Below are 20,832 nucleotides of genomic sequence, written 5' to 3'. Positions count from 1 at the left end.
GTCCCGGGCCCGAGTTGATAATCGGGCAAGGTCGAAATGTGGGATGAGGGAAGCGAAGATGCGGATAAAGCTTCTAGTTTTGGTGTTGTCGGCGCTCGCCGGCCAGGGCGCCGCGACGGCACAAGTGAACCAGGCGCTCGATATCCAGGTCGCCGAGACGCCCGATGTTGTACGCATCGGCGCTGCCGACCAGCTCGTTTACGAACTGCACCTTACCAATTTTGCCAGTCTTCCGCTGCGGCTGGACCAGCTTGTCGTGAAAGTCGGCGACAAGGGAACGCCGCTCAAGACCTACGCCGGCGACGAGCTGGCGAAGGCCATCGGGCTTGTCGGACCGGTCGAGCCCGATGCGCGAATCATTCCGCCCGGTCGCCGCGCGGTCGTCTATATCAACGCACCGGTCATGGCCGATTTGCCGCGCGGCGGGATTTCGCATGAACTCACGCTCGGCAAGGCCGGTGCCGACGGCGCCAGCTTCACGATCTCGGGTGGCACAGCGACGCCGGAAACCACCGCCCTAGCCCGCCTGTCGCCGCCGCTGCGCGGCGGGCCATGGGTCGCGGTGTACGATCCCGGCATGGAGCGCGGGCACCGCCGTGTCTTCTACGCCACCGAGGGGTCGGCCACGCTGCCCGGCCGCTTCGCGATCGACTATATGAAGGTCGACACGAAAGGAAAATTGTCGTCGGGCGACGCCAATATCCCGGCAAATCATTATGGATTCGGCGCCGAGGTGCTCGCGGTCGCCGACGGCACGATCGTCGCGGTGCGCGACGATGTCCCCGATCCCGCCACCATATCGGGCCGGCCGAGGCCCGGCATCGCCGACGCCAGCGGCAATTTCGTTATGCTCGACATCGGCGGCGGCCGCATCGCGACCTACGAACATATGAAACAGGGCGCCCCGGTCGCGGTCGGCGACCGCGTCAAGGTGGGGCAGGTCGTCGGCTTTCTCGGCTTCACCGGGCAGGCCAGCGCGCCGCACCTGCATTTCCACCTCGCCGACCGCGCGTCGATCCTCGGCGCCGAGGGGCAGCCCTATGTCGTCACCGCGCTCACGCGGCTGGGGCAATATGCCACGATCGAAAGCTTTTCCCGCCGCGAAGCATGGCCGCCGGCCGATCGCTCCGAAACGGTGCGGAACAGCTTTCCGCCGCCGAACCTCGTCGTGCGCTTTCCGGGCGATTGACGGCTTAGCGCAGCGCGCAGAGCGCGGCGGAGCTGGTCGACACCGTCAGGATCTCGGGATCCTTGAGCGCGCGGACCTTGTGAAAAAACTGGTCGAGCGAGAGATCGGTGACGCGCTTGTCCTTGAGGCTGCCGAGCGCCGACAGGCGGCGCAGCTGGACCAGCGACAGCCGGTCGACCATGCGTTCGGCCATGCACGCCGACATCGCCTTCGACAGGCCGGCATTGTTGAGGCCGGTGCGCAGCCGCGTTTCGGGCGTCGCACATCCGGCGAGCGCGAGCGCCAGCAGGGCCAGCGGCAGGGCAGCAAGCTTCATCCTCGATTACCTTCCGTGATATTCGGCGACGGCCGACGAGACCGACTGCATCAGCGCCATGCGCGCCGGAATGCCCGAGGTCGTGCTACCCATCATCACGACGATCGCATAGCGCGTGCCGTCGGGCGCGGTCGCGATGCCGATGTCGTTATAGCCCGCGGTCATGCCGCCCAGATTCTGCCCGGTGCCGGTCTTGTGCATGAACTGCCAGCCCGGCGGCAGACCGGCCTTGAGCCGGCGCGGCCCGCTTCGTGTCCGGCTCATCACGCCTTGCAGATATTCGGTCGATTCGGGCGAAAGCAAGGTGCCGCGTGCGAGCCGCGTGAGCGCGCTCGCGATCGCGGCCGGGCTCGCGCCGTCGACGGGATTGGCGAGGTAATTGTTCATCGCGGCCTGGCGCGTCGCGGCCGACAGCGCGGCGCGCGCGGCCTCGAAATTGCGGCCGACCGAATAGCTTTGCTGCCAGGTCAGCCCGGCGGTCCCCGCCTGCAACAAGCGCTCACCCGGACCGAAGCGGATCGAGCCGAGGTCCTTTTTCGCGACGAAAGCGCGCACTGCGCTCGGGCCGCCGACGGTGCGCAGCAGGCTGTCGTTCGCGGTGTTGTCGCTGTGCGTGATCGCGGTTTCGATGAGGTCGCGGACGCTCATCGTCACCGAACCCTCGGCGCGCACGCGCGCCGCGATCGGCTGGTGGAACAGGGTGAGATCCTCGGGGCCGATGCGGACGCGCTGGTCCATCGTCATCCGCCCCTGATCGACCGCGTCGAGCACGGTGAGCGTGACCCACAGCTTCGACACGCTCTGCTGCGGGAACAACTCGGCGCCGCGCTGCGACAATGACCATTCGCCGTCGATGCGCTGCACCGCAATGCCGGTCTTGCCCGGGAAGGCGCGCCATAATTCGAAGATGCGATCGTTGAGGCCGGCGGGAGCGCGGCGAAAGCCGGGATCGAGCGGTCCTGCCGGGCGCGGCATTTGCGAACGCACCGGCTGGCCGATCGGAACGGTGACCGCGCCGGACGGGCCACGCACCGCCGCCGGTTGCTGCGCGCGCGGCTGCGGCACGATCGCGGCGCTGCTGACGCAACCCGCAAGCACCGCGGCGCTCATCGTCACGGCGAGGAGCGGCCTGCCGGAAAACTCAAACTTCATCCAAACCCCGCATTTGCGACTTTTATAGCATCCCGACCCCGTTCGGGCTTTTCCTGCGTCACGCAGGCACGCGGGAGGGGCCAGCGATTTGCGGTGAATGATTCTTCTGCCGCGACCAACGGCGGAACCGGGCGGTTTCAGGACGCGGGCTTCGCCCGCACGCCGTTGTCAGGGTGCTGGCTTCGCCCGCACCATATCGGGATAGAGCCGCTTCAGCGCCGCCAGCTTGGGTGCGTCCCAGCGCAGGATATAGCCGTTCTTGGGGTTGCGGCGCATGAAATCCTGGTGGTTCGCTTCGGCGGGATAAAAACGCTTATACGCCTCGACCGGGACGACGAGGGGCTTGGCGAAATATTTGCCGCCGCCGATCTGCGACAGATAGGCGGTCGCGACCTGGCGCTGGCTGGCGTCGAGCGGGACGATGGCGGCGCGATATTGCGGGCCCGTGTCGGGACCCTGACGATTTTTGAGCGTCGGGTCAGCGATCACCGAAAAGAGGATGCGAAGCAGACTGCCATAGCTGACCTGCGACGGGTCATAGACGATGCGGACTGCCTCGGCATGACCCGATTTGCCATCGTGGGTCAGTTCATATTTGGCGGTCGCGGCGCTGCCGCCATGATAGCCCGATTCGACCGAAATCACGCCTTTGACGTTGGAAAAGACGCCTTCGACGCCCCAGAAGCAGCCCCCGGCAAGCACCGCGGTCGCGCGTTTCGCATTGACGGCGGGATCGACGAGTGCGGCGGGCAGCTTGACGACGCTTTCGGCCTGCGCCGGGGTGCATTGCGCGACGATCGCGCCTGCAACCAGCGCCGTGGCGGCGCGAAGCGAGAGGCTGCGCCGCAGCGGCGTCACGCCGGGATCGGCAGCGCCGGCTGATTGAGCACGATGTAGGTTGCGCCAATCGCGAAGCCAGCGAGCATGGTCAGGAACCAGTCGGAGCGGAGCATGGAGAGCATATGGGCCTCTTTTCATATCTTGTCGATTCGCGGCTTTTGCCGCTTTGGTTACACCGACGATATGGAGCGCCCCGACCAGCCGTGCAGTGATGGCAGTCACCCTTAACGGAAATGACTTACTATCCGGTGAACCGGGCGGTTAACCGCCGTTCAGGTTCAAATAGTCGCCGCCGCCGCGATTACAAGACCGATCGGTACAAAATAATCGTGCGCGGCTGAAATGCCGCTTAGCTGAGCGCTGCGCACGCCTGCTGGATGCGCACGCACGCTTCCTTGAGCACCGCTTCCGACGTCGCGTAGGAGACGCGGAACGCCGGCGACAGGCCAAAGGCGCCGCCGTGCACCGCCGCGACCTTCGCGCTGTCGAGGAAATAGTCGATGAGCGCCTCGTCGCTGTCGATCAGCTTGCCGTCGGGGGTCTTCTTGCCGATGCAGCCCGACGCGTCGGGATAGACATAGAAAGCGCCATCGGGGACCGGGCAGTTGAGGCCGGGCGCGTCGTTGAGCATCGCGACGACCATGTCGCGACGCTTCCTGAACGCGGCGTTGCGGTCGTCGAGGAAATGCTGCGGGCCGCCGAGCGCGGCGGCGGCGGCGGCCTGCGCGATCGAACAGGGGTTCGACGTCGACTGCGACTGGAGCTTGCCCATCGCCTTGATGATCCACGCGGGGCCGCCGGCATAGCCGATGCGCCAGCCGGTCATCGCATAGGCTTTCGAACAGCCGTTCACCGTCAGGATGCGGTCGATCAGGTCGGGGCAGCGCTGCGCGAAGGTCGTGAAGGCGAAATCGGCGTACCAGACATGCTCGTACATATCGTCGGTCATCACCATCACATGCGGGTGACGACGGATGACTTCGCCAAGCGCGTCGAGTTCCTCGCCCGAATAGGCGGCGCCCGACGGGTTCGACGGCGAGTTGAACATCACCCAGCGCGTCTTCGGCGTGATCGCGGCGTCGAGCTGCGCCGGCGTGATCTTGTAATTCTGCGCCGCGGTGCCCTCGATGATCACCGGCGTGCCGCCCGCGAAGGCGACGATGTCGGGATAGCTCACCCAATAGGGTGCGGGGATGATCACCTCATCGCCCTTGTCGACGGTCGCGACGAGCGCGTTGAACAGGGTGTGCTTGCCGCCGACGTTGACCGAAATCTGGTCGAGCCCGAAATCGAGCCCATTGTCGCGGCGAAACTTGCCGCGGATCGCTTCCTTCAGCGCGACGGTGCCGTCGACGAGCGTATATTTGGTCTGGCCGTTGCGGATCGCCTCGATCGCCGCTTCCTTGACGAAATCGGGGGTGTCGAAATCGGGCTCGCCGGCGCTGAGACCGATCACATCGACGCCCGCGGCTTTCAGCGCCGTCACGCGCGCGGTCATCGCGAGCGTTGCCGACGGCTGGATGCGGTTGAGGGCGGCGGAGACATGGGGCTTCAGCGACATGACGATATCTTCCGTGGCTTGCGCGGTCGGCTGCAAAAGGACAGGAAATTGCGCGCGGCCGCGCCTAAAGCCTCTGACCGATATTCGCAAGCGCGCTGGTTGATAATTTACCTATGCAGATGGCAGGTCAGCCTATCGCGGATGCCGCAGCGTCCGCCAGCCGCGCCGGGATCAGTCCGCGCAGCGAATTGCCGATGAAGAATCCGCTCTCCAGATCGGCGAGCCGCAGGTGCGATTCGACCGCGCGCCCCTTGTCGATCAGCTCGGCGCGCAGCACCCCGGGAAGCAGCCCGAGCGCGAGCGGCGGGGTGAGCAACTGGCCGTCGCGCTCGACGAAAATATTGCTCCAGCTGCCCTCGGTGACGAAGCCGGGCTCGTCGACGAAGACGACCTCGGCGGCGCCGCTCGCGTGCCGCGCGCTGTCATAGGCGGCGCGCAGGCTCGTCTTGTGCGTCAGGCGGAAATCGTCGGCGGCCATCGGCGCGGGACGCACCGCGACGGGCACCGGCAGCTCGGCGAGCCGTGGCAGCGGCGACACCTCGATCGCGAGCGCGCCCGACGGCGCGAGCCGCATCCGCACCCGCGCGGCGCTGCGCAGGCGGAAGGTCGCCGATTGCAGGACGTTGCGCGCGCCGTGCCGGTCGAAGGTGAAACCCAGCGCCGCGGCGCTCGCCTTCATCCGCGCCAGATGCCCCTCGATCCGCTGGACGCCTTCGACCGGATCGAAGAACATCGTTTCGATGAGGTCGAAGCTTTCCCCCGCTGCGCCCACAAATTCCCCCTTGGCCAGACATTCGCGCCATTCTTCAACCGGTTCGCTGTCGGCGACGATTCCGGAGCCCAGTCCCAGCGTGGCGCAAGCAGGACCGTCCTGCAAGGCGCTTTGCGGTAACAAAAGCGTCCGGATCGCAACATTGAATGCCGCATCGCCCCCCGGCTCAATGAACCCGATCGAGCCCGTATAAAGCCCGCGCGCACCCGATTCCAGCTCGTCGATGATTTCCATCGCGCGCACTTTCGGCGCCCCGGTGATCGACCCGCACGGAAAAGCGGCGCGCAACACGTCGACCGCCCCGGCGCCCTCGGGCAGGCGCGCACTGACATCGGAGACGAGCTGGTGGATCGTCGGAAAGCTTTCGACACGGAACAGGTCAGGCACCGCGACCGACCCCGGCACCGCGACGCGCGACAGGTCGTTGCGGATCAGGTCGACGATCATCAGATTTTCGGCGCGCTGCTTGGGATCTTCGGCAAGCTCGCGCGCCGCGGCCGCATCGGCCTCGGGATCGGAAAGCCGCGCCGCGGTTCCCTTCATCGGCCGCGCCATCACCTGCCCGCCCCGCAGCGCGAAGAAGAGCTCGGGCGAGTGCGAGACGATCGCCTGTTCGCCGGTCCAGATCACCCCGCCATAACCCGCGCGCGCGGTGCGGCGCAGCCGTGCATGAACCGCGAGCGGATTGCCGCGCACGGGAACGTCGGCGCGAAAGGTGAAATTCGCCTGATAGATGTCGCCCGCACGGATCAGCCCGAGCACGGCTTCGACCGCGGCCAGATAGTCGGCGCGCGCGACGCGCGGCGCGACCTTGCCGATCCACGCCGACGCCGGATCGGGGAGCAGGTCCGCCACCTTGTCGGCATCGATCCGCCGGACCGTGTCGAACAGCCCGAACCAGCCGAGCGGCGCATCGCCGGTTTCGGCATCGACCGCCCCGCGCCATGCCGGCGCGAGCGCCTTGCCCGCCTCGTACGTCAGATAGCCCGCCGCGTGGAGCCCGCGCGCCTGCGCCGCTTCGAGCGCCGAAAGCAGCGCCGGAACCTCGGCCGCGGAATGGGCGGTCAGCACTTCGACCGGGCAGGCGAACAGCCGCGCCGCCGCCGCGCCCTCGGCGCGCGCGTCGTCGAGCAGCACGAAGGGCGGACAGCCCGGCCCCGGAAGCGGGATCGCGTCGCCGCCCGTCATCGCTGTATCGTCATCGCTAGGTCACGGGTGTCGATCGCGCCGGCGGTTGTCAGCGGTCGCGCTTCATGCGGATCGTGCGGCCGCCGTCGATGGACGCGAAATAGCTGCCCATCGTCGCGACCTTGATCTTCACCTTCTGCCCCGCCTTCGGCTGGCGCGGCAGGCTGGTGGTGTCGATCTGCACCCACACCGCGTCATCTTCCATCACCAGCGTATATTTGCCCGACCGGTCGATGCTCGCCGAGCGGATCGTCGTTTCGATCTCCTTGACCTCATCCTCATCGCCGCCGAAAATTCCGCCGAGCTTGGGGAAGGCAAAGCCGAACAGCCCGCGCCGCGCCTTTTTGGCGGTCTCGCGGTCGGTGAAAGTGATTTCGCGCGCCTGATCGGCGGTCGACAGCTCGCCGACCTCGCGGTCGAAACAGGCGAGGCGCGCCGCCGGATCGGCGATGTCGCGGCACGCATAGAGCTCCCGGATCTGCGCAGGCTGTGCCGGCGGCAGCTTGTCCTTCGCGGCGGCCGGAACGGCGAGCGCGCAGGCGAGTACGACGAATGGCGCGGCGACGCGCGATGACAGCTGCAGCATGGCAAAACCCCTGGCGAAGACAATATGCGCTGCCTAGCCGTCCGGACTGCGCGCCGCAAGCGAGCCCGGTTGCAAATCACCTTACTGACCCTAGTGTAAGGAACCCCGCATATTCGAAGAGGATATCACCGCCGATGGACAGCCGCTTTTCCTGGTCGACCGATTATCGCCATCCCACGGCCTGGGACCAGGAGTTTGCGCCGCTGTCGCTGCCCGACATGCTCGCCGCCAGCGTCGCGCGGCGCGGCGATGCGCCGATGCTCGATTTTCTGGGCCGCGAGTTCAGCTATGCCGAGGTTGCGCGCGGTGCGGCGCGCGTTGCCCGCGGATTGCAGCAGCGCGGGATCGGCAAGGGCAGCCGCGTCGGCCTCTTCCTGCCCAACGTCCCGCATTATGTCGCCGCCTATTATGGCGCGCTCGCCGCCGGGGCGACGGTGGTCAATTTCTCGCCGCTCTATACCGTCGCCGAACTCGAGGCGCAGGTGGAGGATTCGGGCACCGAGACGCTGTTCACGATCAGCGCCGCGGCGCTGCTTCCCACCGCACTCAAGGTGCTCGACGGATCGAGCCTCAAACAGCTTGTCGTCGGCTCGGTCGCGGGCGGGCTCCCCGCGGCGAAGTCGATGCTCTATCGCCTGTTCAAGCGCAGCGAAGTCGCGGCGTTGCCGGCCGACCCGCGCATCATCCGTTTCTCGGCGCTCACCGACAATGATGGCAAACCCGATGCCGTCGCGATCGACGCCGAAAAGGATATTGCGCTGATCCAATATACCGGGGGCACCACCGGGACGCCCAAGGGCGCCAAGCTGACGCACCAGAACCTCACCGCCAATGCGCGGCAGGTGAATGCGATCGACCCCGACCATGACGCCGACGATCGCATCCTCGGCGTGCTGCCCTTTTTTCACGTCTTCGCGAACACCTGCGTGCTCAACCGCACGGTGCTCAACGGTGGTTCGATCACGATGCTGCCGCGCTTCGATGCCAAGCAGGCGCTCGACGCGATCACGCGAACGAAAACGACCGCGCTCCCGGGCGTGCCGACAATGTATCAGGCGCTGCTCGACCACCCCGATCTCGCAAAGACCGACTTCTCCAGCTTGCGCATCTGCATTTCGGGCGGCGCGCCGATGCCCGGTGAATTGCGTGAGAAATTCACCGCGGCGACCGGCGCCTCGCTCGTCGAAGGCTATGGCCTCACCGAAAGCTCGGGCGTCGTGGCGACCAACCCCTATGAAGGCCCCGTCCAGCCGGGCACGATCGGCCAGCCGCTCCCCGCGACGCACATCCGCCTGCTCGACAAGGAGGATCCGACGAAGGACGCCCCCGATGGCGAGCCCGGCGAGCTCGCGGTCAAGGGACCGCAGATCATGCAGGGTTACTGGAATCGCCCCGACGCGGACAAGGACAGCTTCACCGACGACGGCTGGCTGCGCACCGGCGACGTCGCGGTGGTCGAGGCCGACGGTTATATCCGCATCGTCGACCGGCTGAAGGACATGATCGCGGTCGGCGGGTTCAAAGTCTATCCGAGCGTGATCGAGGCGCATCTCTATGAGCATCCCGCGGTCAAGGAAGCGATCGTGCTCGGCGTGCCCGACGCCTATCGCGGCGAAGCGCCCAAGGCGTTCGTGACACTGGAGGATGGGTTCCAGGTGAGCGGCGAGGCGCTCGCCGCCTGGCTCAACCCGCAGCTCGGCAAGCACGAACGCGTGCGCGAGGTCGAGGTGCGGCTGAACCTGCCCAAGACGATGATCGGCAAGCTCGACCGCAAGGCGTTGCGCGCGGAGGAAGCGGGCAGCTAGCCCCGCGCCTTCATAATCGCCTTGTTGCGCGCCTCGAGCGTGCGGAAGGCCGAAAAGACGCTCAGTCTTTCGTCGATCCGCCCCTTGTGGCCGATCAGCCAGAGCTGCTGGTAGAACCAGTAGATGCCCGCGAAGCCGTCGATCGCCTTGACCATCTGGAGGCGCTTGAGGAAGCCGAGCCAGCCGGGAACAAGCCCGAGGCCGTCCTCATAGCGCGGCAATATCCCGGCGCCCGCGAGCAGCCGTTTCGGCGCGTCGGTCATGAGGCACATCGGCCGGCCGAGGCCGATCACGTCGGCGGCGGCGCGCTCGATCGCCTGCTCCATCGCGGCACGGCTACGAAAGCCGCCCGTGACCATCAGCGGCACCGACACCCGCGCCTGCATCGCCAGCGCGAAATCGACGAAATAGGCTTCGCGCGCGAGGGTCGACGGCGCGACATTCTGCGGCGCGCTCTCCTCCATGCCCTCGATCCCGAGCAGCTTCGGCTGCTCATAGGTGCCGCCCGAAATCTCGATCAGGTCGACGCTTGCGGCTTCGAGCCACCCGGCGACGGTCAGGCTATCCTCGAACGCGAAGCCGCCCTTCTGGAAATCGGCGCTGTTGAGCTTGACCGAGATCGGGAAGGCGGGCCCGGTCGCCGCGCGGATCGCCGCAATTACGTCGAGCAACAGACGCGCCCGATTTTCGAGGGTGCCGCCATAATCGTCGGTCCGCCGGTTCGAAAGCGGGCTCAGGAACTGCGACATCAGATAGCCGTGCGCGGCGTGCACCTGCACCCCGGTGAAGCCCGCATCCTGGCATGCCTTTGCCGCCACCGCCCAGCGATCGACCAGTTCGCTAATTTCTTCGCGAGTCAGCGGCTCGGGCTGGCCGAACTGCCCGCCGGGCAGCCCGAGCTTGACGTCCGAGGCCGATTTGGGATGGCGGTTGACCACCGCCGGCGTCTGCCGCCCGCTATGGCTGATCTGCGCCCAGAAATGATTGCCGCCGCGCGTTGCGGCACCTGCCCAGCGCGAGAGACGCTCGCGCATGTCGGCGTCGGGCGCACGGTCGATCACGACATTGCCCGGCCGTTCGAGATGATCGCGGTCGATCACCAGATTGCCGCCGATCAGCAACCCCGCGCCACCGTCGGACCACAGGCCGTAAAGCCGGTCGAGTTCGGGGGTCGGGCGCCCGTCGGGGGTCGCCATCCCCTCGGTCATCGCGGCCTTGGCGATCCGGTTGGGCAATGTCGCGCCGCAGGGCAGCGTCAGCGGTTCCGACAAAAGGCTCATGCGCACCCTCCCCATTGGTTTTCTTATGAAACGGACTGACCGGCCCCTTGAGGCAAGTCAAAAAGATTCGCGTATGTGATGTTGTAACCTTGGTCATGTTATGCCATATCAAGCGCCGCAATCGTCGAACGGAGAATCGGGTGACGCACGTCGCCAGCCATGCCCCTGCCCTGACGCGCCTCGGCGCGGTGGTTCGGGCTGCGCGCGATTCGCGTCCGCTGACCTCCTTGAGCGGCGACCAGCTGGCGATGGGATTGTCGGGGCTGTGCCTCGTCCACTGCCTCGCGACGACGATCTTTTTCGCCTCGATCGCCTCGGTCGGCGGGGTGTTTCTCGACAATCACCTGTTCCACGAGATCGGGCTGATCATCGCGATCGGCTTTGCCCTGATCACGCTCGTTTCGGGCGTGCTCAGCCACGGCTATATGATGCCCTTCGCGGTCGGTAGCTTCGGGCTCGGCATGATGGCGGGCGCGCTGTCGCGGCCGCACGACGGCAGCGAAGTGATCGCGACGATGATCGGCGTCGCGGTCGTCGCCCTGGGTCACGACCTCAACCGCCGCGCGCGGCACTGATCCCACCGCATCGGAGATGTCCGCAACTTGCGGGCGCCCCCTAAACAGCCTACATTGCGACGATAGTTAGCGCGGGATTTCCCACGCCTGAGGAAACGCCAATGGGCAAGCATGATCATCCGCACGTCGAGGCCAGCGGCGCCTCGCTCGCCAAGGCGGCGCAGGCGGCGCTCGAGGGCGCGGGCGAAGCCTGGACCGACATGCGTTCGCAGATTTTCGACGCGGTCGCCGAAATCGGCAAGCCCGCGAGCGCCTATGAAATCGCCGACATCGTCTCGCAAAAACGCGGCAAGCGCGTCGCGCCGAACAGCGTCTATCGCATCCTCGACCTGTTCGTGGCCAACAACCTCGTCCGCCGCGTCGAGAGCGCGAACGCCTTTGTCGCGAACAGCCACCCCGGCTGCCTCCACGACTGCATCTTCCTGATCTGCGACACGTGCGGCACCGCGGTGCATGTCGACAACGACAAGATTTCAGGCGGCGTCCGCGCCGCGGCCGAGGCGACAGGCTTCGCCGCCGAGCGCCCGGTGATCGAAGTGCGCGGCAAATGCGCCGAGTGCCAATAAGGTGAGCGAGCGCGCTCCACCGGACGGCTAGATGCCGATCGGGGGGCTCCAGCATTGGATCGAAACGCAGCGGACGCGGCCGCCCGCACCGACGCGCGCTTGGTATTGGAGCTTGGCGTTCGGCATCGCGACGCTGCTTTTCGGCCTGTATCTGGGTCAGGTCTTCCCGCAAACGGGCCATGACATCGCGCCCGGCTATGGCGCCCCCGTACTCGCTTTCGAGTTCGCCGGCGGGCAGGCCGACCTCGAAGCGATCTTCGGCTTCTATACCGATCCCGAGCAGGTCACGCGCCTCGCCGCGATGCGGACCGGCAACGAGCGCGACTATCTCTATATGCTGCTCTACGCCAGCTTCCTCGCCAGCGGCTGCATCGCGCTGTGGCACGAGCTTCGCCTCCGCGCGCTTCTTGCCGCCGCCGTGCTGCCGGTCGCCGCGGCGCTATGCGACGCGTGGGAGAATTACCTGCTCTTCGACATCCAGGCCGCTTTCACGCTCGGCGACTATTCGCCCGCAATGGCGAGCCTGCCCTATCCCGTTGCCGCCAAGTTCCTGCTGCTTGCCGCGACCAATGTCGTGATCGGCGCGGCGGCGACGCAGATCGGGCGCTGGTGGGCGCTGTTCGGGACGATCGCGATCCTCGCCGCGATCCCGACGGTGATGGCGATCATCACCCCCGCCGCCTTCGCCTGGGCGCTGATCCCCTCGGCGGCGGGCGGCTGGCTTCTGCTCCTTGCGCTCGCCGCTGTAGGCAGTTGGCAGGCGCTTATCCGCAAACGCCCGCTTGTCGATTTGGGGACGGCGGTCCCCGTGTCCGACGAACCACAACCCGCCTCACCGACGCGCCGCGTCTTCGGCCGCCGCCGCACCTGACCCCTTGTCCACCCCGGCCGTGCAGGTCTAGGGAGGCCGCGAATCCTGCAAAAGGGCGAAGGGCTGCACATGAACACCGTGATCATCCGCGAAGACGACCTCATCGAAACGATCGCCGACGCGCTCCAGTACATCAGCTATTTTCATCCGATGGACTATATCCGCGCGCTGGGCGCCGCGTATGAACGCGAAGTGTCGCCCGCGGCGAAGGACGCGATGGCGCAGATCCTCTCGAACAGCCGCATGTGCGCCGAAGGGCATCGCCCGATCTGCCAGGACACGGGCATCGTCACCGTCTTCATCAAATGGGGCATGGACTGCCGCCTCGACAGCCCCCGCAGCCTGCAGCAGGTCGTCGACGAGGGCGTGCGCAAGGCGTATCTCCACCCCGACAACAAGCTCCGCGCCTCGATCCTCGCCGACCCCGCGTTCAGCCGCGTCAACACCAAGGACAACACGCCGTCGGTGCTCAACGTCGAGATGGTTCCCGGCGCGAAGGTCCATATCGACGTCGCCGCGAAGGGCGGCGGCAGCGAGAATAAGTCGAAGTTCAAGATGATGAACCCGTCGGATTCGATCGTCGACTGGGTGCTTGAAATGGTCCCGCAGATGGGCGCCGGCTGGTGCCCGCCCGGCATGCTCGGCATCGGCATCGGCGGCACCGCCGAAAAGGCGATGCTGCTCGCCAAGCAATCGCTGATGGACCCGATCGACATGACCGAGCTGCTCGCGCGCGGGCCGAGCAATCCGACCGAAGAATTGCGCATCGAGCTGTATGAAAAGGTCAACGCGCTCGGCATCGGCGCGCAGGGGCTCGGCGGCCTCGCGACCGTTCTCGACATCAAGATTGCGGACTGGCCGACGCACGCCGCGTCGAAGCCCGTCGCGATGATCCCGAACTGCGCCGCGACGCGCCACGCGCATGTGACGCTCGACGGCAGCGGCCCGGCCTTCCTCGAACCGCCGGTGCTCGCCGACTATCCGCAGATCGACTGGGCGCCCGACAAGGCCGCGATCCGCGTCGACCTCGATAATCTCACGCCCGAGGTGGTCGCGAGCTGGAAACAGGGCGACCGCATCCTCCTCAACGGCAAGATGCTCACCGGCCGCGACGCCGCGCACAAGCGCATCGCCGACATGCTCGCGAAGGGCGAAGAGCTGCCCGTCGAGTTCAAGGGCCGCGTCATCTATTATGTCGGCCCGGTCGATCCGGTCGGCGAGGAAATCGTCGGCCCCGCGGGTCCCACGACCGCGACGCGCATGGACAAGTTCATGGACATGATGCTGGATCAGGGCTTGCTCGCCTGTGTCGGCAAGGCCGAGCGCGGCCCCGCCGCGACGCAGGCGATCGCCAAGCACAAAAGCGCCTACCTCATGGCAGTCGGCGGCGCGGCGTATCTCGTCGCGCGCGCTATCAAGGGGTCGAAGGTCGTCGGCTTCGCAGACCTTGGCATGGAGGCGATCTACGAGTTCGAGGTCCAGGACTTCCCCGTCACCGTCGCGGTCGACAGCGAAGGCCAGAATGTCCACGTCAACGCGCCGAAGCTGTGGCAGAAACGCATCGCCGACGAGGGGCTGCTGGAGCGGGCATAAGGCATGGCCTTTCGTCCCTTTGGCTTTGCCTTTGAACTGCGGACGCCGCTCGATCTCGCCGAAAGCAAACGCCGCATCCGGCAATGCAAACAGCCTTGGTATGATCCGTCCGACGGTCCGCGCGGCTTCATTGTCGGCCGCTTCATCTGTTTGTGGAGCAGCGTTGTCCAGAGTCAGGGTCCGATGCTGATCGGCCGGATTCGCGATGACGGAATGGGCTGCCGGATCGCCGGCCGGTCTGGTTCTGACATCAACGGCATGCTCTACCTAGCCCTCACCGGGGTGTTGCTTGCGGTGGTCGCAGCAGGATTATACCGTGATGGCCAGATGGGCCCGTCCGCCGCAATGATGCTGGCCCTATGCGCCGTTGCTCTGATCTTGCTGCTGTGGAGTGCCAGCAGGGAGCGGCGCGCTGGGTTGGTTTTGGTCGATTTTGTCGAACTTACGCTTGGCAGCGACGCGCGGCATGAGTTTCGCTGACCGCCCGCAAAAAGTGGCGGCGGCGAGGCAACGGACCTTCCTGCGCCGCGAAAATCGACGCTAGCCCCACCTGTAACGGTAAGTCCCCGACACGCGCTTGCGTTTCGCCGCCGATTCGGCACATTGCTTCGTATACAAAGCAGGCAGGGGACTTATGATGGATTTCCGTGAGCTTAACCGACTGAACCGCCGCGACATGTTGCGCGGCACCGCGATGCTGGGGGCGGGCGCCGCGTTCATGCAGCCTGTTCCGCTCTGGGCGCAGTCGGGGACGATGACGGATATCCGCAAGGCCGCCGAGGCGGGCAAGGACGCGTCGATCAAGCGCATCCGCGACTGGATCGCCCTGCCCTCGATCGCTGCCGAAAACCGCAGCATGCCCGAAGGCGCGGCCTATATGGCCGAACTCGCGAAAGACGCGGGCTTCACCAATGTCGAGATCGTGCCCACCGACGGCCACCCCGGGGTGTTCGGGACGATCGACGTCGGCGCCAAGCGCACGCTCGGTATCTATTTCATGTATGACGTCAAACAATTCGACCCCGCCGAATGGTCGTCGCCGCCGCTCGAGGGCAAGATGGTCGAGCGCCCCGGTTTCGGGCAGGCGATCATGGGCCGCGGCGCGGTGAACCAGAAGGGGCCCGAGGCGACCTTCCTCGCCGCGCTCCACGCGATCCGCGCCGCGGGGCGCAAGCTGCCGGTCAACATCGTGCTCGTGTGCGAGGGCGAGGAAGAGATCGGATCGCCGCACTTCCGCCAGATCGCGACCAAGCCGAACATCCTCGCCGCGCTGAAGAAGTGCGAGGGAATCTTCATCCCCTTCGCCTCGCAGGGCAAGACGGGCAACGTCACGGTCAACCTGGGATCGAAGGGGATCATCGAACTCGAACTGGTCGCGAGCGGCGAGAAGTGGGGCCGCGGACCGAAAGGCGACGTGCATTCGAGCCTGAAGGCGATGGTCGATTCGCCCGCATGGCGGCTGGTGCAAGCGCTCCAGACGCTTGTTACCGAGGGTGGCAATAAGCCGGCGATCGAGGGCTGGTTCGAAAATGTCCGTCCGCTCACCGACCGCGAAAAATCGCTGATCCGCGAAGCGGCAAAGGCCGGCGACGAGGCGCAGCAGAAGGCGGCGCTCGGCGTCACTCACTGGATCGACAACCTGTCCTTTGACGACGCGCTGATCCGCCTCGCGCAGGAACCGACGGTCAATATCGAGGGGCTCGTTGCGGGCTACACCGGCCCCGGCGGCAAGACCGTGCTGCCCGGCAAGGCGGTCGCGAAGCTCGACCTCCGGCTCGTTCCCAACCAGACGCGCGCCGAGGCCGAGAAGAAGCTGCGCGCGCATCTCGACAAGCATGGCTTCACCGATGTCGAGGTCAATGTATCAGGCGGTTACGATCCGACCGAGGTTGCCGAGGACAGCCGCCTCATCCGCTCGGAACTCGCGACCTACAAGAAGCTCGGTGTCGCGACGAGCCTCAACCCGCGGATGGCGGGCAGCTGGCCGGGATCGACCTTCACCGCGCCGCCGGTGTCGATCCCCGCGGCGCATTTCGGCATCGGTCACGGCTCGGGCGCGCACGCCCCCGACGAATATTTCCTGATCGATTCGACCAATCCGAAGGTCGCGGGGCTGGTCGACGCGACGATGGGCTTCGCCGAATTCCTCTATGTGCTGGCGGCGATCAAATAGGTCGCAACATGGACAAAAAACGAAAGACGAAGGCGAAGCGGCGGCGCGGGCTGTCGCTCGCCCTTGGCCTGCCGCTCGCGCTCTGGATGTCGGCGCTCGCCGCGCCCCAATTGCTCGCCTTTCCCCACCATGCCGAAATCGGGACGACGCGCGTTTATTCGGAGACGCCGTTCCGCACCGATGACATGCGCCGGATCTTGGCGCGGTCCGATGCGCTGACCTTGCGCACCGGCCGATCCGACCCCGCCGGAACGCGTATCTTCCTCACCGACGGCGGATGGCGCTGGACGATCCTCGCGCTGACATCGCGCGGCGCCTTTGCCTATACGCGCCCGATCTCGACGATCGTGTCGGATGCGGTCGTCGTGAACCGCGCTGACTCGATGGCCGACATGGCGTTCAACGGGCGCCCCATCGGCGGGCGACGGAAATTGAGCGGCGTGATCGCGCACGAACGCACGCATATCTGGACCGGCCGCGCGCTGGGCCTTGTCGAAAACGCGCTGCTGCCGAACTGGCAGCGCGAGGGATATGCCGATTACATCGCACAGGAAACCAGCCTGAGCGCAGCGGAATATCAGTGGCTCAAGCAGAGCGGCACCACTCATCCCGCCATCCCCTATTATGAGGGCCGGCAGCGGATCGAGGCGATGGCGAAGACAAAGGGCGGCACGATTGCCGCGATGTTTCAGCCGGCGCAGCAGACTAGAACCCGTACACCAGCGTAAAGCGCGTCTGCGTGTCGACGCTTTCGATGCCCGGCGGCGGGCTCGTGTCGATCTGCGCCGAATAGGCGATGCGCGCCGACAGCGCGCCGGTCAGCTTGGCACTCAGCGCGGTCTGCGAGCTGGTCGACCCGTTGGCCTCGCCGATAATCGTCGATGCGACCTGCGTCAGCCGCAGCGTCGGCGATATCTGCCAGCCGAAATCGAGCCCCGCGAGCGCGGTCAGTTCGGTGTCCTCTTCACCGTTCACGAAATCGGTCTGCCGGAACGCCGGGCCGCCCTTCAGGCTCAGCGTCATCTTCTTGCTATCGACGACCTTGTAACCGAGCCCGCCCGACAGGTTCCAGCGCGTGTCGTACCCGAGTATCCGGTCATGTTCCCAGCGGCCGAGGCCAAAGGCGAACGTCCGGTCGTTGATCCGATATTGCGGCTCGATCTCGCTCAGATAGCGTTCGACCGACGTCTTGCCGTTGGTGCGCTGGTAATCGGCCTGCGCGCGAAACTTGTGCGTCCAGTCGATCCCCTTGCGCGCGAGCGCGACGCCGGCGCTCAGCCCGACGGACTCGGTGTTGCCGCTGCTCTGCGACGCACCGATCTGCCCCTCGCCCTTCCAATTCTGCCAGAATCTCGACGCGGCCAGCCTGGCGCGCTCGGCCGCCGCCGCCTCGTCCCGCAGGCGCTTTCGTTCGGCGCGATAAGCGAGCAGCCGTTCCTCGATCTCCGCCGCATTCTCGGGATTGGTTTCCTTCGCGAGCTTTGCCACCGCCTCGACTTCGGCATCCTTGGCTGTCGCCATCGCGGCCGCGAGCATATTGCCCACCGGATCAGGCGGCGTCTCCGGTGGATGCTCGCTGCGATAATAAGCAAGGAGCGCGTCGATTTCGCCGATATTACGCGGGTTGGTCCGTCTGGCGACCTTGGCCACCGCTTCGACATCATCGTTGTCGCCGCTCGCGAAGGCGGCGTCGATCATCGCGCGCACCGAGCCGGGCAACGCCGGGTCGAGCTCCATCAGTGCCGTGGGAATCGGATTGGCCAGTACCGGGTCGACGAGCACGGGGTTCGGCTGCGGCGGATCGACCGGTTCCTGCGACGCGTGCGCCGAAGGAACAGCAAGAGCGAGCGGCAGGCAAAGCGCGGCCAGGCGGGGGAGAGTTGTCACCGAAGACGTCCTTCTCTGGGGGGCAGGAGCCGGGTTCGTTCGATCGTTCGCGCGGGGCCGGTGCGCGAGCGATGCGTCCCTATAAACCGAAAGTTGCTGGCATTTCCACCCCGCGTCCCCCATTTGCAAACCTATGGTTATCGCGCTCATCGCCATTTTCTGCGCCGGGGTCGGCAATTTCGCGATGCACCGCGCCTTCATGGAAAGCGACGATCCGCTGATCCAGCAGATGGTCAAGCCGCTCGCGGACAAGGTCGGGCCGAACATCACCTATGTTTTTGAATTCCTGCTGCTCGTCGGCGCGATGGCGATCGCGACGCGGAACTGGTTCACCGCGCTGATGCTCTATGGCCTTTATACGATCTTTAACGCGATGGCGTTCAGCTGGATCATGCAAAGACCGCGATAGGCCGTGGCTACCAGGCGGGGCCGGCGATCGGCAGGCCCTGCAACTTGAGCTGGTCGAGCACGCCGTCCCTCTCGGCCAATATGCGCAAGGGCACGACCGCCAGCGTCACGCCGGACTGCGTCGTCGCGTCGCGGATCGCACCGACCCAGGTCTGACGCAGCGCGGGACCGAAGCTGTCGTTCGTCCACGGCCAGCAGCGCCCGAGCGCTTCTTCGAGCGGGTTCGCCATCACCGCGGGCACGTCGAATTCGGTCCACGCGCGGCCGCGCTCGGTCACCACATCGCCGCCCGCCTCGGCCGCCGCCATCGCGGCTTCGAGGCACGGGACATGCGTTTCGGGCGCCGCGGCGAAGAGATTGTCGAGCATATCCTCGCCGCGCACCTCGCCGACGGGCTGGGTCGGAATTTTCGACTGCCGCGCCGCCTTGCGCACGACGTCGGAGGCGTCGTCGGCGCTGTCCTTGTTGAAAGCGAGGCGTTTCGACAGCAGGTCGAAGGCGGTCATCAGGAAATTCGCGCGCGCATAATCCTGATCGAAACGCGTTTCGAGCGCATGGAGCCGCTGCATCTGGCGCGCATCGAGATAATCGCCCGCAACGCGCCCCTTCGGCAATTTGGTGAGCCCGCCGCCCTTGAAGATCAGCCGCAAGATGTCGCCCGGCGACACCTTCGCCTTGGTGCCGAGGATGACGCGCTGCGCCCGATCGGTCGCGCCTTCGAGCCGCTCGGGACGCCAAGGTGTGGCTTTCGGAACCGCCGCGATCTCGCCGACGAGGATGACGACACCGGTCCGCGTCCGGATCGTCCACATCGGCGCGCCCGACCGGCGTGCGGTGACGACGATTTCGTCATTCGCCTGATCGGTAGCCGGCGGCTCGGCCGCCCACGCGGCGGGCGATGCCACCGTCGCGGTAGCCAGCAGGATCGCCATCAGACCGCGCATCAGGCTACGCCGTGATACCACCACACGCCGTCGCGGTCCTCACGCTGCACGCGCCCTTCGACCTCGAGCCGCTTCAGATGCGCAAGCGCCTCGCCCGTTGCGAGCCCCTGATTATGCTCGCCGATCGGACGGTTGAACAGCAGCGGGAAACTGTCGACCGCGCGCATCGGCGCCTTCGCCGCGGCTTCGGCCAGATTGTAGAGCCGCATGCGATGCTCGTCGCGCAGCGCCATCAGGCGGACGTGCAGCCCCTTGAACGGCTCGCCATGCGCGGGGCAGGTGACAACATCGGCGGGCACCGTCGCGAGCAATTTGTCGATCGACGCGAGCCATTCGCCCAAGGGATCGGCGTCGGGTTCGGTGATGTTGACCGAGACGTTCGAGCTGATCCGCGGCAGCACCTGGTCGCCCGAGACGAGCACGCCCTCTTTCTCGTTCCACAGGCACGCATGTTCGGGGCTGTGTCCGGACCCGGTAACGACACGCCACTGGTGTCCGCCCATGTCGAGCCGGTCGCCATCCTTGATCCGCACATAGGAGCGCGGCAGGGTGAAGATCATCCGCTGGAACATATTCCAGCCGCGCGAGCGCTGTGCCTCGATCGCCGCCTCATCCCAGCCCGCGGCGCGCGATTGCACGATCACTTCGTCGGGCGCGGTGTCGGACGAATCGGCGACGATCGCGCGCGCGGTGAGCATCTCGCCGCGCGTCATCCACAGTTTGACGTCCTGTTTCTTCGCGATCCAGCCCGCGAGGCCGATGTGATCGGGGTGCAAATGCGTGCCGATCACGCGCGTGATGCGCTTGTCCTTGAGCGCCCCGGCGTAGAGCGCCTTCCACGCATCGGAGCACATCGTCAGGCAAATGCCGGTGTCCACGACAGCGACGCCGTCGTCATCGTCGAGCAGCCAGCTGTTGATATGGCCGAGCGACCCCGGCATCGGGATGCGCGCCCAGCTGATCCCGTTCGCGATGCGGATCGTCTCGCCCGCCCCCGGCGCCGCCTCGCCCCACGGATAGGTGAGGCCCGCATGGCTCGTCGCGGTAAAGCTGTCGTCCTGGGTCAGCGAGGCGTCCGGCGAGCCGCTGGCCGCCGGGATATTGTCCTCGTCCGTCCCCGCCATGC

The 20,832-nt window shown here is 66.3% G+C and carries 20 protein-coding genes; 10 read left to right on the top strand and 10 right to left on the bottom strand.

Annotated elements, in window-relative coordinates:
* Nucleotides 1–58: 58 nt before the first annotated feature.
* On the top strand, nt 59–1,189 hold the full coding sequence (locus tag FG91_RS18865) for a M23 family metallopeptidase (RefSeq protein WP_161785678.1): 1,131 nt from the start codon (nt 59–61) through the stop codon (nt 1,187–1,189).
* 4 nt (nt 1,190–1,193) lie between these two features.
* On the opposite strand, the gene FG91_RS18860 is transcribed toward FG91_RS18865, so the two are convergent.
* The 6 genes from FG91_RS18860 to FG91_RS18835 all read right to left on the bottom strand — a co-directional run bounded on the left by FG91_RS18860 (nt 1,194) and on the right by FG91_RS18835 (nt 7,604).
* Nucleotides 1,194–1,505 (bottom strand): hypothetical protein, encoded by a 312-nt coding sequence (locus FG91_RS18860; protein ID WP_037518166.1) that lies wholly within the window; start codon nt 1,503–1,505, stop codon nt 1,194–1,196.
* 6 nt (nt 1,506–1,511) lie between these two features.
* Nucleotides 1,512–2,657 (bottom strand): serine hydrolase, encoded by a 1,146-nt coding sequence (locus FG91_RS18855; protein WP_037518163.1) that lies wholly within the window; start codon nt 2,655–2,657, stop codon nt 1,512–1,514.
* A gap of 168 nt (nt 2,658–2,825) precedes the next feature.
* The gene (gene msrA / locus FG91_RS18850; RefSeq protein WP_037518219.1) at nt 2,826–3,506 is read right to left on the bottom strand and encodes a peptide-methionine (S)-S-oxide reductase MsrA; all 681 of its coding nucleotides are present in this window, start codon (nt 3,504–3,506) and stop codon (nt 2,826–2,828) included.
* Nucleotides 3,507–3,846: 340 nt separating this feature from the next.
* Nucleotides 3,847–5,058, bottom strand: a complete 1,212-nt coding sequence (locus FG91_RS18845; protein ID WP_037518216.1) for a pyridoxal phosphate-dependent aminotransferase — start codon at nt 5,056–5,058, stop codon at nt 3,847–3,849.
* 127 nt (nt 5,059–5,185) lie between these two features.
* Entirely contained in the window at nt 5,186–7,018 is a 1,833-nt protein-coding gene (gene pabB / locus FG91_RS18840) for an aminodeoxychorismate synthase component I (RefSeq protein WP_200878488.1), read from the bottom strand.
* Nucleotides 7,019–7,067: 49 nt separating this feature from the next.
* A complete protein-coding gene (locus tag FG91_RS18835) occupies nt 7,068–7,604 on the bottom strand; it encodes a hypothetical protein (protein WP_037518160.1) in 537 nt (178 codons plus the stop codon).
* A 134-nt stretch (nt 7,605–7,738) separates the two neighbouring features.
* Between FG91_RS18835 and FG91_RS18830 the strand changes: the two genes are divergently transcribed.
* Nucleotides 7,739–9,409, top strand: coding sequence for a long-chain-fatty-acid--CoA ligase (locus FG91_RS18830; RefSeq protein WP_037518157.1), 1,671 nt, complete (start codon nt 7,739–7,741; stop codon nt 9,407–9,409).
* Here FG91_RS18830 and FG91_RS18825 read toward each other — a convergent pair.
* On the bottom strand, nt 9,406–10,689 hold the full coding sequence (locus FG91_RS18825; protein ID WP_037518155.1) for an NADH:flavin oxidoreductase/NADH oxidase family protein: 1,284 nt from the start codon (nt 10,687–10,689) through the stop codon (nt 9,406–9,408). The two genes, FG91_RS18830 and FG91_RS18825, sit on opposite strands and share 4 nt — an antisense overlap.
* 140 nt (nt 10,690–10,829) lie before the next feature.
* On the opposite strand from FG91_RS18825, the gene FG91_RS18820 reads away from it, so the two are divergent.
* The 7 genes from FG91_RS18820 to FG91_RS18790 all read left to right on the top strand — a co-directional run bounded on the left by FG91_RS18820 (nt 10,830) and on the right by FG91_RS18790 (nt 17,195).
* Nucleotides 10,830–11,264 (top strand): MerC domain-containing protein, encoded by a 435-nt coding sequence (locus tag FG91_RS18820; protein WP_081940679.1) that lies wholly within the window; start codon nt 10,830–10,832, stop codon nt 11,262–11,264.
* A gap of 101 nt (nt 11,265–11,365) precedes the next feature.
* Nucleotides 11,366–11,830, top strand: coding sequence for a Fur family transcriptional regulator (locus FG91_RS18815; protein WP_037518152.1), 465 nt, complete (start codon nt 11,366–11,368; stop codon nt 11,828–11,830).
* Between the two features lie 31 nt (nt 11,831–11,861).
* Complete coding sequence (locus FG91_RS18810; protein WP_200878487.1) at nt 11,862–12,701, top strand: hypothetical protein; 840 nt, start codon at nt 11,862–11,864, stop codon at nt 12,699–12,701.
* 69 nt (nt 12,702–12,770) lie between these two features.
* Nucleotides 12,771–14,294: a fumarate hydratase gene (locus FG91_RS18805; protein WP_037518149.1), complete on the top strand. Its 1,524-nt coding sequence runs from the start codon at nt 12,771–12,773 to the stop codon at nt 14,292–14,294.
* A 3-nt stretch (nt 14,295–14,297) separates the two neighbouring features.
* The gene (locus FG91_RS21150) at nt 14,298–14,774 is read left to right on the top strand and encodes a hypothetical protein (RefSeq protein ID WP_052187906.1); all 477 of its coding nucleotides are present in this window, start codon (nt 14,298–14,300) and stop codon (nt 14,772–14,774) included.
* 154 nt (nt 14,775–14,928) lie between these two features.
* Complete coding sequence (locus FG91_RS18795; protein ID WP_443027748.1) at nt 14,929–16,467, top strand: M20/M25/M40 family metallo-hydrolase; 1,539 nt, start codon at nt 14,929–14,931, stop codon at nt 16,465–16,467.
* A gap of 8 nt (nt 16,468–16,475) precedes the next feature.
* Nucleotides 16,476–17,195 carry a hypothetical protein gene (locus FG91_RS18790; protein WP_037518143.1) on the top strand — a complete coding sequence of 240 codons (720 nt, stop codon included), beginning with the start codon at nt 16,476–16,478 and terminating at the stop codon, nt 17,193–17,195.
* On the opposite strand, the gene FG91_RS18785 is transcribed toward FG91_RS18790, so the two are convergent.
* Nucleotides 17,173–18,354, bottom strand: a complete 1,182-nt coding sequence (locus FG91_RS18785; RefSeq protein WP_235212100.1) for a DUF481 domain-containing protein — start codon at nt 18,352–18,354, stop codon at nt 17,173–17,175. The genes FG91_RS18790 and FG91_RS18785 overlap by 23 nt on opposite strands.
* Nucleotides 18,355–18,487: 133 nt before the next feature.
* Here FG91_RS18785 and FG91_RS18780 point away from each other — a divergent pair, with 133 nt between their 5' ends.
* Entirely contained in the window at nt 18,488–18,763 is a 276-nt protein-coding gene (locus tag FG91_RS18780) for a hypothetical protein (protein ID WP_037518141.1), read from the top strand.
* Nucleotides 18,764–18,770: 7 nt separating this feature from the next.
* Here FG91_RS18780 and FG91_RS18775 read toward each other — a convergent pair whose 3' ends face one another.
* Together FG91_RS18775 and FG91_RS18770 are read right to left on the bottom strand one after the other, a co-directional pair.
* Nucleotides 18,771–19,706 carry a TraB/GumN family protein gene (locus FG91_RS18775; RefSeq protein WP_037518138.1) on the bottom strand — a complete coding sequence of 312 codons (936 nt, stop codon included), beginning with the start codon at nt 19,704–19,706 and terminating at the stop codon, nt 18,771–18,773.
* Nucleotides 19,706–20,830, bottom strand: coding sequence for an MBL fold metallo-hydrolase (locus FG91_RS18770; protein ID WP_052187905.1), 1,125 nt, complete (start codon nt 20,828–20,830; stop codon nt 19,706–19,708). Before FG91_RS18770 ends, FG91_RS18775 begins: the two co-directional genes overlap by 1 nt.
* Nucleotides 20,831–20,832 lie beyond the last annotated feature (2 nt).

Source organism: Sphingopyxis sp. LC81 (assembly GCF_000756375.1).
Lineage (GTDB): Bacteria > Pseudomonadota > Alphaproteobacteria > Sphingomonadales > Sphingomonadaceae > Sphingopyxis.
Note: the sequence above shows the minus strand (reverse complement) of the source record. Positions and strands in the feature narration are given on the sequence as shown.